The following is a 15,371-nucleotide window of genomic DNA, read 5'->3' on the forward strand; positions in this document are numbered from 1 at the left end:
GGACGTGATGTCGTGAGATATGTCTGAATTGCTTAAGTTAGTCCCGAGGCGCGCGGACCGCACACCGTGAGTCATCCACACGAAAGGCGCTCAATGAACACTGTTCTCAACTCTGCCACCCGCAACACCGGGACCGGGAGTCACTCGGAAGCCAAAGATCGCGTGGGAACACTGGGCGGGGCTGCGACGGCGGGCGACGGCTTGGCGGACGATGTCCGTCGGCTGCTCCTCACCGATGGCGCTTCGCTTCCGTCGAGTGGGTGGCGGCGGTTCCAGTCGGCGCTCTGAGTGACTGATCGGATTCCAGTCGTGGACCGGCCACATTCGGCCCTGGGTGAGTTCGTTCTGAAGGTGCATAGCCGCTGCGATTTGGCATGCGACCATTGCTACGTCTACGAGCATGCTGACTCAAGCTGGCGTGGCCGGCCCAAGGCCATGCCGGAAAAGGCCCTCGAAAAGTCCGCGGAACGCATTGCGGAACATGCTCTGGCGCATGGGCTGTCGACCGTGCATGTCGTGATGCATGGCGGAGAGCCGTTGCTTGCCGGGCCCGCCGGCTTACGCAGAACCGCTCAGGAATTGCACCGTGCGCTTCAGGGTGTGTGCGCACTTGATCTGCGTATTCACACGAATGGAGTTCTGCTCAGCGAGCGCTTCTGTGAGTTGTTCCTCGAATGGGACATCAAGGTCGGTATTTCTCTCGACGGCGACAAGGCCTCGAACGACCGCCACCGTCGCTATGCCGACGGCCGCAGCAGTCACCCTCAGGTCCTGCGAGCGGTGGAGCTTCTGCGCCGCCCCCGGTACCAGGAGCTGTTCAGCGGTCTTCTGTGCACGATCGACGTGGAGAACGACCCGGTTGCGGTGTATGACGCACTGGTCGCCCTTGAACCTCCGCGCCTCGACTTCCTTCTGCCTCATGCGACCTGGGACACACCGCCGCCTCGCCCGGGACCGTCCCCGACGCCCTACGCCGACTGGCTCGGCGTCATCTACAAGCGCTGGGACGAAGCGGGCCGGCCTGTGCCGGTGAGGATGTTCGACTCCGTTCTGCGGACGCTGCGCGGCGAGACCAGCCTGACCGAATCGCTGGGTCTCTCGGCCGCCGAATTCGTCGTCATCGAGACCGACGGAACGTTTGAACAGGCCGACAGTCTGAAGACGGCCTTCGACGGTGCGCCGGTCACGGGGATGGATGTCTTCGCCAATTCGGTCGACGATGTGATGAAGCACCCCGGAATGAGTGCCCGGCAAAGTGGAATTGAGCAGCTGAGCGCACCATGCCGGACCTGCCCCGTGGTGAATTCCTGCGGCGGCGGTCTGTACGCTCACCGTTATCGCAGCGACAACGGATTCGACAACCCGTCCGTTTTCTGCCCGGACCTCATGGCGCTGATCACCGGAATCCGTGACCGGGTCTCCTCGGAATCCGCGCGGCCCGCTCGTGCCCTCCGCAACGGTGAGATCGACCAACTGGACGATCTGGCAACGGGGTTCGGCAGTGTCGAGACCGTGGAACAGCTCGTGGCCGACCAACTGGACCTCCACCGGCGGCTGCTGATGGCGGTGGGCGGACGCGTGCAGCCGAGCGACGCCGTGGCGAGCGCCGCCTGGAAAGCTCTGGCCGAACTGGACCAGGAAGCCCCCGAGTCCGTGGACGCCGTGGTGGCCCATCCGTCCACGAGGCCCTGGGCCCTGAACATTCTCAAGGGACGGGTGCCGGAGACGATCGCCTCCGGTATGGCCGCGCTCGCCGCCGCCGCCACTCTTCGGGCACGACGCGGCGCTACCGTCACCGTTCCCTTCCGCGACGGGAAGCTGCGCCTGCCGGGCCTGGGTACGGTGGCCCTTGCCGACACTTTCGGCCACGCGGACGTGGCCGCGGAAGCGGACGGTTTCGTGGTGCGGAGCGCGGGCGGATCCGTGCGGATCGGCTGGGACGAGGGGATGGACGACCACAGCCCCCACTGGCAACCGGTGCGGCTCGTCGAACTCCCGGGCTGGCAGCTTGCGCTGGAGCAGTCGCAGGATGCGAGCGCCGAGCCCCTGTCGGCCACCGATGCGAAAGTCTGGGCCGAAGACCTCAATGAGGCGTGGACACTGATTCACCGTCACCTCCCGCGGTACGCCGACGGCTTGTCCATCGGACTGCGGTCCGTCACACCGCTCCCTCTGACCGGAAAACGCCGCGCATCGCAGTCTTTCGGTACCGCCGACGTGATCCGCACGCCCGCGCCGGACGGTCTTGCGCTCTCGGTCATGCAAGGTTTTCAGCGGGTGAAGCTGGGAGCGGTGCTGGACCGGCATGATCTCCACGACCCTGACGCCACGGAGAGCAGGGTCGTGATTCTCGCCGCGTATTCCCAGATGGCAGCCGTCGAGTTCTGGCGAGTTCGTCGACTGACACTCGAAGGCGACGAGGCAACGGCGGCCGAGCACGAGTTCATTCGTGCCCGGCAGGAAGCATTCGTGACGCTCGGCAATCTTGTCCGGACGGGCCGGATGACCCAACTCGGTGATCGCTTTGTCGAGGGGATGACACAGGCACTGGTCTGAGTCGGCCAACAGGCGAGTTCGCGCCGTTCCGCAGCCCAACCGGCATTCCTACACTGATGAGTTCATCGACATGGACTCGGGGGGATGTTGGTGCTCGGAGCCGATGGGCCAGAGGAAGAACCGGCGCCGTACTTCTTCCTCAGCTACGCGCATACGCCGAAGAACCACCCGAAGGACAAGGACCCCAATGTGTGGGTCGAGAGGTTCTACCGGGATCTGTGCGCCCATGTGATGCAGCTGACGTCCCTTCCGGCCGGAGTGCCGGCCGGATTTCTGGATCAGCAGATGCAGCCGGGAGAGGGCTGGCAGGAGCGGCTTTCGCAGGCTCTGGCGTCCTGCAGGGTGTTCGTTCCGTTGTATTCTCCCCGCTACTTCCGCAGTGAACAGTGCGGCCGGGAATGGTTCGTCTTCTCCACCCGTGCCGCTCACCATCAGGCCCGCAGCAACGGCGCGTCCGGGAGCGGCGGCATCGTGCCCGCTCTGTGGGTGCCCGTTCCTCCCACCGAACTCCCGCAGCCCGCCGAGCGGTTGCAGTTCAATCACGCCGCTTTCGGTGACGACTACGCCGACGAGGGGTTCTATGGGCTGATCAAGCTCAGATATTTGCGCGATCAGTACGAGCGAGCTGTGTACCGGCTCGCGAAACGCATCGTGAGTGTCGCCGAGGAAACCTGCATTGCGGAGGGTGACCCGCACCAGGACTACGGGGGGATGCCCAGCGCGTTCGGACCACCCGGCCCGGCCCGGGCCATGGAGATCTCGATACTTGCCTGCTCGTGGTCGGACCTGCCGCCCGGCCGTGGCCGTGAGTGCTACGGCCCGAGCCCTCGCGACTGGAACCCCTACCACCCGACGACCGCCAGACCTCTCGCCGACCACGCCGTCGACGTCGTCAGGAACCTTGACTACCGGGTGAGGGTGGGGGAGTTCGAGGCGGAGGCGGAGCGCCTCCTGGCCCCAGGGCCACCGCACTCCCCGGGCCTGCTGATCCTGGACCGCTGGGCCCTCGACGATCCGCATCGCCGGGAACTGATGCGCCGGCTCGGTGCGGCGGACCGGCCCTGGATCAGTGTGATGGTGCCCTGGAACCGGGAGGACCCGGAATCGGGCGTGCGCGAGGACGAGTTGCGCACGGCCACCGAGGAAGCGCTCGCCGCACGGCTCGAAGACGGCGGTGGCTACCGGTCGCCGAGCGGCGGGGTTCCCACCCTGGAGGCGTTCAGCAAGGAACTACCGGGTGCAGTGAAAGCGGCCGGCAAGTACTACACGGCCCACGCGCCGACCTTTCCGCCGGAAGGACCCAGCGAGCGAGTCCCACGGGTCCTGCCGTCGGGGATCGGCTACGGCGCCGGTCTTCCCGCATCGACCACCGGTGACGCGGGCCAGGCCCTGGGCAACGCTGACAAGGAGGAGCGGTTGTGATGTCGGAGAACCGTGAGGGCACCGTAGTCACGTTCTACTCGTACAAGGGTGGTACGGGACGGACCATGGCGCTGGCCAACGTCGCCTGGATCCTGGCCGCGAACGGGTACCGCGTGCTGGCGGTGGACTGGGATCTGGAGGCGCCCGGTCTGCACCGCTTCTTCCACCCGTTCCTCGACCTGGCCACCCTGGAGGCGACCCCTGGGCTGATCAACCTGATCACCGAGTACCAGGAGGAAGTCCGGCGGCCCGGGCGGCGGGCGCCGAACTGGCATCGGGACTACGCGCGCGTCCGGCCCCACGCCACCTCGGTCGACTGGGCCTTCCAGCAGGGCGGCAGCCTGGACTTTCTGTCGGCCGGGCGCAGCAACCGCGACTATTCCGCCGCCGTCAGCCGGATGGACTGGGATGACTTCTATGTGCGCTACGGAGGCGGTCAGTTCTTCGACGCCATGCGCGCGGACATGCAACGTCACTACGACTACACCCTGATAGACAGCCGCACGGGATTCAGCGACATCGCCGACATCTGCACGGTCCAGATGCCCCAGGTGCTCGTCGTCTGCTTCACGCTCAGCGACCAGAGCATCGAAGGAGCCTCGGCGGTCGCCCGGCAGATCGGGGAACGCTACAAGGACAAGCGCATCCGTATTCTCCCCGTGCCGATGCGCATCGACGACGGGGAGAAGGAGAAGGCGGACACCGGGCGCGCTCTGGCCAAGGAGAGGTTCCCCGGGCTTCCTTCCGGGCTCACCGGCGAGGAGATGGCCAACTACTGGGGGTCCGTGGAGGTCCCCTACCGCCCGTTCTATGCCTATGAAGAGATCCTGGCGACCTTCGGGGACGCCCCCAACGTGTCCAGTTCGATGCTCACGGCGTGCGAGCGGCTCACCTCCACGCTCACCAGTGGCCTGGTCACCTCGCTCCCTCCGGTGGACGAGGCGGAGCGGCTCACCCATGTCAAGGCCTACACCCGTCGGAGGCCCGCTTCACCGTCCACGGTGAAGCTCGCCCATGTGGCCGAGGACCAGATGTGGGCCGACTGGCTCGGGTCGGTTCTGACGCGAGCCGGATTCAACGTCATACCGGCGGACGTCCGCCGGGAGTACCAGGGCACGGGGGAGTTGGGCGCGCCCACCGGCGTGTACCGCGAACTCGCCATCGTCTCGCAGGACTTCCTGAACGTGAAACCGGGAAGGGCGCTGTGGGACTCGTACATGAACTACGACCCCTCCGGAACCCGTCGGCCGATGGTTCCCGTCCGCGTCGGCGACGTACGGCTGAGCCCGCCCATCGGCAGTCGTGGTGTCGTCGATCTGGTGCGGCTGAACGAGGACGAGGCAGTGACCGCACTGCTCTCCGCGCTGGAGCGCGGAGACACCACGTCCTCTGCGGCCGCGGACGTCCGCTACCCGGGTGGCGTGCCCAAGGTGTGGAACGTGCGGCCCCGGCATGCCTGGTTCACCGGCAGAGCACCCATACTCGACCGGCTGCGTGAGCAGTTGCGGGGGGACACCCAGTCCGGCCGGCGCTTTCCCCAGGTCCTCTACGGGCTGGGCGGAGTCGGCAAGACCCAGGTCGCGCGCGAGTACGCGCACCGCTTCCGGGCGGACTACGACCTGGTGTGGTGGGTCGAGGCGGAACAGGCCGACCGCGTCGTGTCGTCGCTGGCGGAGCTGGCCACGGCGCTGGACCTTCGCGCCGGTGACGTGGTCGCCGAGGGGGCGCAAGCGGCGCTTCAGGCGTTGCGACAGGGCGAGCCGTTCCGGCGGTGGCTGCTGATCTTCGACAACGTCGAAGACCTGGACGGTGCGCTGAAGTTGCTGCCCGACGAGACGGGCCCCATCTCCGAGGGCATCTACGGCCATGTCCTGGTCACCTGCCGCAACAAGCCTGTGTCCACGCGGCTGCAGCCCATGGAGGTCGAGGTCTTCACCCGGGCGGAGAGCGTGGAACACCTGTGCCGCCGTGTGTCCAAGCTGCCCCATACGGACGCCGAGCGTGTGGCGGAGGCCGTCGGTGATCTTCCGCTGGCGGTCGAGGTGGCCGCGGCATGGCTGGCCGAGACGGCGACGCCGGTGGATGCGTACGTCAAACAGCTCAAGGAACAGAGCACCAATGTGCTCTCCCTCGGCAAGCCCGAGGACTACTCCCTGCGCATCGGTGCCACCTGGAACATCTCGATCGCCCGGCTGCGCGAGGAATCGCGGGCGGCGCTGAGGCTGCTGGAGCTGTGCTCGTTCTTCTCCGCCGAGCCCATATCCATGCGGCTCATCGGCAGCGACTCGATGTTCCACTCACTGCTGCCGTACGACCCCGACCTGCGGGAACGCTACATGCTCGGCAAGGTCATCCAGATGCTCAACCGGTTCGCCCTGGCGAAGGTGGATCCGGCGGACAGCAGCATCCAGGTGCACCGTCTGGTACAGGCGGCCGTCCGCGCCGGACTGTCACCGGAGGAGCAGGAGACGGCCAAGCACGAGGTCCATCGCATCCTCGCCGAGGCTCGACCCGCCGAGGGCGCCGACCGTGACAACCCGGTCAACGACCCCAAGAGCTGGCCCTACTTCGAGCAGATCTGGCCGCATCTCGAACCCTCCGGTCTTGAGGCGTGCGACGAGGAGAACGTGCGGCAGCTGATGGTGGACCGGGTGCGCTATCTCCTCAAGCGCGGTGAGCTGGAGGCGGCACGCATCAAGGGGTCGGAGCTGAACGAGACCTGGTCGGAGAAGCTGGGCGAGAACGATTTGCAGACACTGAACATCCGCTTCGAACTGGCCAACGCCCTGCGGGCGCAAGGCAAGTACCTCGAAGCGTGCACCATGGACGAGGACACCCTCCAACGGCAGATTCTGGCGCTCCACGACCATCACGCCAACGACGACCACCCGAGCATCCTGATCACCACGGGCAGCCTGGCCGCCGATCTGCGAGGGCTGGGCCGTTTCGGCGAGGCACTCGAGCACGACTCGCGCGTGTACGAGGGCTTCCGCCAGATCTTCGGCGAGGACCACCCGAGGACGCTCATCGCGGCGAACAACCTGGCGATCGACTATCGGTTCACGGGCGAGAGCGGCAAGGCGCGCAGGCTCGACCACGAGACGGTGCTTCGGCGCAGCCAGTTGCTCGGCGAGGAACACCCGTTCACCCTGACCACCAAGGGGCATCTCGCGCGTGACCTGCGGGAACTGGGTGAGTACCAGGCATCCGTGCAGATCCTGCGCGAAGTGGTGGAGGCGTTCGAACGGGTGCTCAACGCGGACGTGCCCGAGGTGCTGCGGGCCACGAAGAGCCTCGCCGTCTCGCTGCGCAAGGCGGGCCGGCAGGCCGAGGCCAAGCGCGTCACCGAGGAGACGTACGACCGCTACCGGCAGCGGTACGGGACGAAGGTGCCCGACGCCCTGGCGTGCGGGCTCAACCTCGCGGCCGACTACTCGGCCGGCGGCGACAAGCAGGCAGCCCTGGACCTGGCCCAGCAGGTGCTGGGGGGGTACCGGGATGCGCTGGGCGACGACCATCCGTTCACGCTCGCCTGCCGGAACAACCTCGCCATCTACCAGCGCGGGGTGGGCGCACTGGAGGCGGCACGAGACGCGGGGGAGGAGATCCGGCCCGCTCTGGAGGAGACGCTCGGGCCGCTGCACCCCTTCACTCTGTGCGTGTCGATCAACCTGGCCAACGCGTACGGGGACTTGGGGCAGGTGACCGAGGCGGAAAACTGGGAGCGCCGGGCGCTCGACGGGCTGACGCAGCGGTACGGGGCGAACCACCCGGACGCCCTCGCCTGCCGGACCAATCTCGCGATCACCCTGCGTTCCGCGGGACGCGTGCAGGAGGGCCAGCAGCTGCGCGCCCAGGTTCTGGAGATCGCCACCAAGCAGCTCGGCATCGAGCATCCGATCACCGACGCCGCGCGGGCATGGCGGCGCATCAACCGTGATCTCGAGGCGCAGCCCGTGTGAGCCGCGCGCCCCGGGGCGGCCGGGGCGGGTACGTCAGCTGGTGACCCAGTTCAGTACGCGGGTGAGCACCCGCAGGGCGGCGAAGTGAGCCATCCCGGGCTCCACCTCCAGGCGTGCCCCCGGGATCCGTTCGGCGAGCCACCGCGTGTGCTGCACGGGTGCGAAGACGTCCTGCTCGCCGTGCCACAGGAGCACGGGGGTCCGGATGTCCTCGGGCCGGAACTCCCAGTCGGTGCTGAACGCCATCACATCGTCGATCCAGCCGTCGGCCGAGCGGCGCAGGCCCTCGGCGAAGTTGCGTGCCAGCATGGCGCGGATGCCGGCGTCCGCGACGACCTCCCGGTCGGCGGCGGGCAGGGCTCGCCGCATCTGGGCGACTGAGGCCGTCGGGTCCGCCCGGATGGTCACCGTGCGGAACTCCAGCGCTGATGTGAGCTGACGGTGTCCGGCGGCGGCGTTGATGTACTCGCGCACATTCGACTCGGTCATGCCGGCGAACCAGTCGAGACCTGCCGCGTCCCGAGGTGCGAGGCCGACGAGCGCCGCTATGCGTACGGCGCGCTCGGGCAGCAGAGCGGCGCAGGCCAGCGCGTGCGGGGCTCCGCCCGAGCGTCCGACGACAGCGAACTCCTCGATCCCCAGATCGTCGGCGATGGCGGCCACGTCGGCCGCTGCGGCCGCGACCGGGCGGCCCGGCAGCCGGTCCGACGCGCCGTAGCCGGGGCGGTCGAACGTGATCAGCCGTATTCCCTGCCGGTAGAGCACACCGCCTCGAGGGGCGGGGCCCAGACGGCTGCCGGGGGTGCCGTGCAGAAGGAAGACGGGTCTGCCGCGAGGATCTCCGTGGTGCTCCACAGCCAGCTTCCGACCGTCCCGGGTGCGAATCAGCTGACCCAACTGGTGCCTCCCCCGTAGGACCGGTACGCGGCAATTATGGGCGCACGCCCCCGGCGCGGTACATACCCCCACAACGTGATCACGCCCCCCGGCCCGCCCCGCTCACCCCAGCCGCGGGATCTCGATCGCCGGGCAGCGGTCCATCACCATGTCCAGGCCCGCCGCGCGCGTGCGCTCGTACGCCTCGGGGTCGATCACGCCCAGCTGGAACCAGACCGCCTTCGCGCCGGCCGCGACGGCCTCGTCCGCCACCGCGCCCGCCAGGTCCGAGTTGACGAAGACGTCGACCACGTCGACCTCGAAGGGGATGTCGGCGAGTGAGGCGTAGCCCAGTTCGCCGTGGACCGTCTCGGCCTTGGGGTGGACCGGCACGATGCGCTTGCCGAAGCGCTGGAGGACGTCGGCGACGCCGTACGCCGCCCGGGACGTGTTGTTGGACAGGCCCACCACCGCCCACGTGTCGCCCGTCGAGGTGAGAATCCTGCGGATCGTCTCTGTGTCTGCGTCCATGAGACCGACAACCCGGGAGCCTCGCGGAGCATTCCCCTCCGGGCGCCGCATAGGGTGGCCGGATGCAGGAGCAGTACCGGACGGTCGCCCGTGAGGGTGTGCACGAGACAGAGATCAACCGATCGCGCTTCATCTGCGCGCTCGCACCCGCGGCGACCGAGGAGGAGGCACAGGCCTTCGTCGCCCGGGTCCGCAGGGAGCACCCGGCCGCCTCGCACAACTGCTTCGCGTATGTCATCGGGGCCGACGCCGCCGTCCAGAAGGCGAGTGACGACGGCGAACCCGGCGGCACGGCCGGTGTCCCCATGCTCCAGATGCTGATGCGGCGTGATGTCCGCTATGTCGTCGCTGTCGTCACGCGGTACTACGGCGGTGTGAAGCTCGGCGCAGGCGGGCTGATCCGGGCGTACGGGGGAGCGGTCGGCGAAGCGCTCGACACGCTCGGGACTCTCGCCCGCCGGCGCTTCCGGCTCGCGGCCGTCACCGTCGACCACCAGCGCGCGGGCAAGCTCGAGAACGATCTGCGGGCCACCGGACGTGATGTGCGCGAGGTGCGGTACGCGGAGGCCGTCACCTTCGAGATCGGTCTGCCCGACGCCGACGTCGAGGCGTTCCGCGGCTGGCTCGCGGACGCCACCGCGGGAACTGCGGTGCTGGAGTTGGGCGGTGAGGCGTATGGGGACGCCTGATTCCGCACGTGATGTCCGACCGCACCGTTACTCTCGGGGATCATGAGATTCCTGCATACGTCGGACTGGCACCTGGGGCGCTCGCTCCACCGGGTGAGCATGCTCGACGCCCAGGCCGCGTTCCTCGACCACCTGGTGGCGACGGTGCGCGAACGCGACGTGGACGCGGTGCTGGTGGCGGGAGACGTGTACGACCGGGCAGTGCCGCCGCTCACCGCCGTCGAGCTGTTCGACGACGCGCTGCACCGGCTGGCGGCCGTCGGCGTGCCGACCGTCATGATCTCCGGGAACCATGACTCCGCCCGCCGGCTCGGGGTGGGGGCCGGGCTCATCGAGCGGGCCGGGATACATCTGCGTACCGACCCGGCGGGCTGCGACACCCCCGTGGTCCTCGCCGACGACCATGGCGAGGTCGCCTGCTACGGCCTGCCGTATCTGGAACCGGCCCTGGTGAGGGACGAGTTCCAGACCGACAAGACGCACCACGAGGCCGTCGTCGGTGCGGCGATGGACCGGGTCAGGGCCGACCTCGCGACCCGTCCGGCCGGTACGCGCTCGCTGGTGCTGGCGCACGCGTTCGTCGCCGGCGGCCAGGAGAGCGACAGCGAACGGGACATCACCGTCGGCGGGGTCGCGGCGGTGCCGGCGGGGGTGTTCGACGGTGTCGACTACGCCGCGCTCGGGCATCTGCACGGCGCCCAGACCATCACCGAGCGCGTGCGCTACTCCGGTTCGCCGCTCGCCTACTCCTTCTCCGAGGCGTCCCACCGCAAGACCATGTGGCTCGTCGACCTCGGCGCTGCCGGTGAGATCGACGCCGAGCGCGTCGACTGCCCCGTCCCGCGGCCGCTCGCGCGGTTGCGCGGACGGCTGGACGACCTGCTCGACGACCCGGCGCTCGCCGGCCACGAGCAGTCCTTCGTCGAGGCCACGCTCACCGACCCGGTGCGCCCCGCCGACCCGATGGCACGCCTCGCCGAGCGTTTCCCGTACGCGTTGAGCCTCGTCTTCGAACCCGAGCGCGCCGAGGAGGACACCGTCGCCTCGTACGCCGAGCGGCTGAAGGGACGCAGCGACCAGGAGATCGCGGAGGACTTCGTGGCTCATGTCCGGGGCAGCGGGCCCGACGAGCGCGAGCGCACGGTGCTGCGCGGAGCGTTCGACGACGTCCGTGTGGAGATCAGCGTGCGCGAGGTGGCCGGGTGAGGCTGCACCGGCTGACCGTCACCGCCTTCGGCCCCTTCGGCGCCGACCAGGAGGTCGACTTCGACACCCTGTCCGCCGCCGGGATCTTCCTGCTCCACGGGCCGACCGGCGCGGGCAAGACCTCCGTGCTCGATGCCGTCTGCTTCGCGCTGTACGGCGCGGTGCCCGGGGCTCGGCAGAGCCCGGGAGCCTCGCTGCGCAGCGACCACGCCGTGGCCGGCACCTTCACCGAGGTCCTGCTCGAACTGACGTTCGGCGGGCGGCGGTTGGAGATCCGCCGACGCCCCGCCCAGCTCAGGCCGAAGAAGAACGGGAAGGGGTTCACCACCGAGCGCGCACAGAGCTGGCTGCGCGAGTACGACGCGCAGAGCGGCGAGTGGCGGGCGCTGAGCCGGTCCCACCAGGAGATCGGCGAGGAGCTCACCCAGCTCGTCGGCATGAGCCGCGACCAGTTCTGCCAGGTGGTGCTGCTGCCGCAGGGCGACTTCGCCCGCTTCCTGCGCGCGGACGCCGAGGCCCGCGGCAAGCTGCTGGGCCGGCTCTTCGACACCCGCCGCTTCGCCGCCGTCGAGGAACGGCTCGCCGAACAGCGCCGCGCCGCGGAACAACAGGTGAAGGCCGGGGACGAGCGACTCCTCGCCATCGCCCACAAGATGGAGCAGGAGGCAGGCGCCGCGGCGGGCGACTGGCCGCTGCCGCAGCAGCAGCCGGGAGACCCGGGCCTCGCCGGTGCCGTGCTCGCCTGGGCGGCGGTCGCTCGCGCGGGGGCCAGGGAGCGCCAGGACATCGCCGACTGCGCGCTGTCCGCCGCGGAGAGCCGGCAGGCCGCCGCGCGCCACACGCTGGACGCCGAGCGTGAAGTGCACCGGCTGCAGCAGCGGTACGACGACGCGCAGCGCCGCAAGGAGGCCCTGGAAGCACGCCGACCGGAGCGCGAGGCGCTGCACACCCGTATGCAACGGGGTCGCAAGGCCGAACGCGTGGCACCGGCACTGCGGTTGCGGGAGGACGCCGAGCGCGAGCACGACAGCGCGAGCGAGGCATGCGACCTCGCCCTGGCGGGGCTTCCTCCTGAGCTGCACGAGGCCGGCGCGGAGCAACTGTCCGAGCTGGAAAGGAAACTGCGCCAGGATCTCGGCGGCCTCGACGCCGCCCGCAGGGCCGAGCGGCGCAGCGAGGAGATCGTGCGCGAGCGGGCGGACCTCGACCGCCAGGCCCGGGCGGACGACGGCATCCTCCAGGACGCGGCGGCGTGGCTGGCCGGCTGGGAGTCGCTGCGCCGCGGTCACCAGGAGCAGATCACGGCCGCCCAGGAGGCCGCCACGGCCGCCGAACACCTGGCGGGCCGGCTCGACCCCGCCCGCCGCAGACTGAAGGCCGCTCTGGAACGGGACCGGCTCGCCGCCCGTGCCGAAGGCGCAGCGGAACACCTGCGAACGGCACACGAGCGCGCCAACAGCGCGCGGGAGCGCTGGCTCGACCTCAAGGAACGCCGGCTGCGGGGCATCGCGGCGGAACTGGCCGCGGGACTGCTGCCCGGCGAGCCCTGCGCCGTCTGCGGATCGCCGGACCATCCCGATCCGGCCCGCGCGGGCGAGGGGCACGTGGACCGCTCGGCGGAGGAGTCCGCGTACGAGGGCTGCACCCGGGCGGACGAGGCGAAGGCGGACGCGAAGCGCGAACTGGCGGTGGTGCGCGAGTCGCTGGCCGCGGCGCGGGAAGCGGCCGGGGAGGGAACGAGCGGGGCTGAGGACACGGCGTCCGCCTGTGCGGCGACTGACGGCGGTTCGGCCGCTGTCGATCCCGACGTTTCCGAACTGCGCACCCTCGTCGAAGAGTTGGACCACGAGTATCAGCAGGCCCGCCGCCTGGCCTCCGGGATGCACGCTGCCCGGGAGGCGCTCGACCACGCCGAGCGGGAACACCAGGAGCGTCTTGCGGCGCAGCAGGAGGCCGGCGTCCGAGCTGCGGCACGGACCTCGGGCCGCGAGGCGCTCGACCGCGAACAGGCAGCGCTGGCAGGGGAGTTGGCGCGCGCCCGAGGTGGCGAGGCCAGTGTTGCCGCGCACGCGGAACTGCTGGAGCGGCGGGTCCGCCTGCTCACCGCGGCCGCCGAGGCCGTCCGTGCCGTCGACCTCACGGCCCAGCGGCTGAAGGACGCCGACGACCGGCTGGCCGACGCCGCGTTCCGTGCGGGGTTCGACACGCCCCGGGCCGCCGCCGACGCGATGCTGAGCGACGCGGAGCATCGCGACCTCCAGCACCGTATCGACGACGGGGAGAGAGAGGCCGCCGCGGTCGCCGACCGGCTCGCCGAGCCGGAGACCCACGATGCCGGCGGACGACCGCCCGCCGACCCCGAGTCAGCCCGTGCCGCGCACGACACGGCCGAACGCGCCCTGCGCGATGCCACATCCGTGCTCGCGGCCGCCCGAGGCCGGACCGCCGAACTGGGACGGCTCTCCCGCCAGGCCGTCACCGAGGTGCTCCGCCTGGGCCCGCTGCGCGAGGAGTACGACCGGGTGGCGCGGCTCGCGGGACTCACGGCGGGCACCTCCGCGGACAACGAGCGCAAGATGCGCCTGGAGTCGTACGTCCTCGCCGCCCGGCTCGAACAGGTCGCGGCTGCCGCCACCGCGCGGCTCCAGCGCATGTCCGCCGGCCGCTACACCCTGGTGCACTCCGACGCCCGCGCCGGGGGCAGGCGTTCGGGACTCGGACTCCATGTGGTCGACGCCTGGACGGGCAGTGAACGCGACACGGCGACGCTGTCCGGCGGCGAGACGTTCTTCGCCTCGCTCGCCCTCGCTCTCGGCCTCGCCGACGTGGTCACCGGCGAGGCGGGCGGTGTACAGCTGGACACCCTCTTCATCGACGAGGGCTTCGGCAGTCTGGACGAGCAGACCCTCGACGAGGTCATCGACGTGCTCGATTCGCTGCGCGAGCGGGACCGCAGCGTCGGCATCGTCAGCCATGTCCCGGATCTGCGCCGACGCATCCCCACCCAGCTCGAAGTGGTCAAGGAGCGGAACGGATCCGTGGTGCGGCTGCGGACGGCCCCGCTCAGCGGCTGATCGCCCGGCGCGGCAGCGGGGACGAGTAGACGATGCTCGTGGTGACCGAGCCCAGCGCGCCGATCTTCCCGGAGACGGATTCGAGATGGCTCATGGACCGGGCGGCGACCTTCAGCACGAAGCAGTCGTCGCCGGTCACATGGTGCGCTTCGAGGATCTCGGGTGTCGTCTCCAGCAGGTCGTGGAAGGGCTTGTAGTTGCCGTTCGGGTACCGCAGCCGCACGAAGGCGAGAATCGGCAGCCCGAGCCGCTCCTGGTCGACCACCGCGGTGTAGCCGGCGATGACGCCTGCCTCCTCCAGCCGCCGCACCCGCTCGGTCACGGCGCTCGCGGACATCGAGACGGTGCGTGCGAGCTCGGCGAAGCTGGCCCTGCCCTCGCTCTGCAGGGCCTGCAGAATGCGCCAGTCCGTGGCGTCCGGTGAATACGCGGTCATCCCCGAGAGATAACAGGGGAATCCCCGGCCGATCAAGAGCAGCCCCGGGATATCTCCCTTCAGGCGCGGGCCGGCCGCTCGTAGATTCTTGGTCATGACAACGACCCAGCTCATAGAGCACTCCGCGCCTGCGGGCCCCGCCTTGGCGAATCCCGTTCTCCGGGTCCCGCCGGCGCCGCCTGCCGCTGCCGCCGCGTACTTCGGTGCCTCTCTCGCCTTCCACGCCGATGTCTCCGACGTCGCATCGGCGCTCGCTGCCGGCGGCGACCCGGGATTCGTCATCCTCGACTCACGGTCCACACAGTCCTGGGACCAGGGGCACGTCCCCGGAGCGGTCCATCTGCCGACCGCGCTGATCGCCGAGCAGGCCGGACACCTGCTCGACCCGGCGGTGCCGGTGGTCACCTACTGCTGGGGCCCCGGCTGCAACGGCGGAGCCCGCGCCGCGCTCGCCCTGGCCGAACTCGGCTACCAGGTCAAGGAGATGCTCGGCGGCTTCGAGTACTGGGTGCGCGAGGGATTCGCGTACGAGACGTGGGAGGGCGGCGCGCAACGCGAGGCCGACCCGCTGACCGCACCTGTCGGAGCGGACGCCTGCGGCTGCTGAACCGGCGGCCGG

The 15,371-nt window shown here is 69.8% G+C and carries 10 protein-coding genes; 7 read left to right on the forward strand and 3 right to left on the reverse strand.

The genetic code is table 11. The features are described 5' to 3' along the window. The first annotated feature begins 309 nt into the window (after positions 1 to 309). The 3 genes from RPQ07_RS31615 (at position 310) to fxsT (ending at position 7,940) form a co-directional block, all read left to right on the forward strand. On the forward strand, positions 310 to 2,556 hold the full coding sequence (locus RPQ07_RS31615; RefSeq protein WP_313947630.1) for an FxsB family cyclophane-forming radical SAM/SPASM peptide maturase: 2,247 nt from the start codon (positions 310 to 312) through the stop codon (positions 2,554 to 2,556). 84 nt (positions 2,557 to 2,640) lie between these two features. Beyond that, positions 2,641 to 3,978 (forward strand): TIR-like protein FxsC, encoded by a 1,338-nt coding sequence (locus tag RPQ07_RS31620; RefSeq protein ID WP_313947631.1) that lies wholly within the window; start codon positions 2,641 to 2,643, stop codon positions 3,976 to 3,978. Next, the gene (gene fxsT, locus RPQ07_RS31625) at positions 3,978 to 7,940 is read left to right on the forward strand and encodes an FxSxx-COOH system tetratricopeptide repeat protein (RefSeq protein WP_313947632.1); all 3,963 of its coding nucleotides are present in this window, start codon (positions 3,978 to 3,980) and stop codon (positions 7,938 to 7,940) included. Before RPQ07_RS31620 ends, fxsT begins: the two co-directional genes overlap by 1 nt. A gap of 33 nt (positions 7,941 to 7,973) precedes the next feature. On the opposite strand, the gene RPQ07_RS31630 is transcribed toward fxsT, so the two are convergent. Both RPQ07_RS31630 and RPQ07_RS31635 read right to left on the reverse strand, forming a co-directional pair. Then, positions 7,974 to 8,837 carry an alpha/beta fold hydrolase gene (locus tag RPQ07_RS31630; protein WP_313947633.1) on the reverse strand — a complete coding sequence of 288 codons (864 nt, stop codon included), beginning with the start codon at positions 8,835 to 8,837 and terminating at the stop codon, positions 7,974 to 7,976. Between the two features lie 102 nt (positions 8,838 to 8,939). Beyond that, on the reverse strand, positions 8,940 to 9,347 hold the full coding sequence (locus RPQ07_RS31635; protein ID WP_313947634.1) for a CoA-binding protein: 408 nt from the start codon (positions 9,345 to 9,347) through the stop codon (positions 8,940 to 8,942). A gap of 62 nt (positions 9,348 to 9,409) precedes the next feature. On the opposite strand from RPQ07_RS31635, the gene RPQ07_RS31640 reads away from it, so the two are divergent. The 3 genes from RPQ07_RS31640 to RPQ07_RS31650 are packed head-to-tail and all read left to right on the forward strand — an operon-like array spanning position 9,410 to position 14,316. Further along, the gene (locus RPQ07_RS31640) at positions 9,410 to 10,036 is read left to right on the forward strand and encodes a YigZ family protein (protein ID WP_313947635.1); all 627 of its coding nucleotides are present in this window, start codon (positions 9,410 to 9,412) and stop codon (positions 10,034 to 10,036) included. Positions 10,037 to 10,078: 42 nt separating this feature from the next. Next, positions 10,079 to 11,242 carry an exonuclease SbcCD subunit D gene (locus RPQ07_RS31645; protein ID WP_313947636.1) on the forward strand — a complete coding sequence of 388 codons (1,164 nt, stop codon included), beginning with the start codon at positions 10,079 to 10,081 and terminating at the stop codon, positions 11,240 to 11,242. Then, positions 11,239 to 14,316 (forward strand): SMC family ATPase, encoded by a 3,078-nt coding sequence (locus tag RPQ07_RS31650; protein WP_313947637.1) that lies wholly within the window; start codon positions 11,239 to 11,241, stop codon positions 14,314 to 14,316. Before RPQ07_RS31645 ends, RPQ07_RS31650 begins: the two co-directional genes overlap by 4 nt. Here RPQ07_RS31650 and RPQ07_RS31655 read toward each other — a convergent pair. Beyond that, positions 14,306 to 14,752 carry an Lrp/AsnC family transcriptional regulator gene (locus RPQ07_RS31655; protein WP_313947638.1) on the reverse strand — a complete coding sequence of 149 codons (447 nt, stop codon included), beginning with the start codon at positions 14,750 to 14,752 and terminating at the stop codon, positions 14,306 to 14,308. The genes RPQ07_RS31650 and RPQ07_RS31655 overlap by 11 nt on opposite strands. 94 nt (positions 14,753 to 14,846) lie before the next feature. Between RPQ07_RS31655 and RPQ07_RS31660 the strand changes: the two genes are divergently transcribed. After that, complete coding sequence (locus tag RPQ07_RS31660) at positions 14,847 to 15,359, forward strand: rhodanese-like domain-containing protein (protein ID WP_313947639.1); 513 nt, start codon at positions 14,847 to 14,849, stop codon at positions 15,357 to 15,359. Positions 15,360 to 15,371: the final 12 nt, after the last annotated feature.

The organism is Streptomyces sp. AM8-1-1, from assembly GCF_032229325.1.
Lineage (GTDB): Bacteria > Actinomycetota > Actinomycetes > Streptomycetales > Streptomycetaceae > Streptomyces > Streptomyces achmelvichensis.

Excerpts from the sequence above, each read along its gene's own strand:
- RPQ07_RS31660 (WP_313947639.1), top strand. The coding sequence starts at position 14,847 with ATGACAACGACCCAGCTCATAGAGCACTCCGCGCCTGCGGGCCCCGCC.
- RPQ07_RS31640 (WP_313947635.1), top strand. The coding sequence starts at position 9,410 with ATGCAGGAGCAGTACCGGACGGTCGCCCGTGAGGGTGTGCACGAGACA.
- RPQ07_RS31655 (WP_313947638.1), bottom strand. The coding sequence starts at position 14,752 with ATGACCGCGTATTCACCGGACGCCACGGACTGGCGCATTCTGCAGGCC.
- RPQ07_RS31645 (WP_313947636.1), top strand. The coding sequence starts at position 10,079 with ATGAGATTCCTGCATACGTCGGACTGGCACCTGGGGCGCTCGCTCCAC.
- RPQ07_RS31620 (WP_313947631.1), top strand. The coding sequence starts at position 2,641 with ATGTTGGTGCTCGGAGCCGATGGGCCAGAGGAAGAACCGGCGCCGTAC.
- fxsT (WP_313947632.1), top strand. The coding sequence starts at position 3,978 with ATGTCGGAGAACCGTGAGGGCACCGTAGTCACGTTCTACTCGTACAAG.
- RPQ07_RS31635 (WP_313947634.1), bottom strand. The coding sequence starts at position 9,347 with ATGGACGCAGACACAGAGACGATCCGCAGGATTCTCACCTCGACGGGC.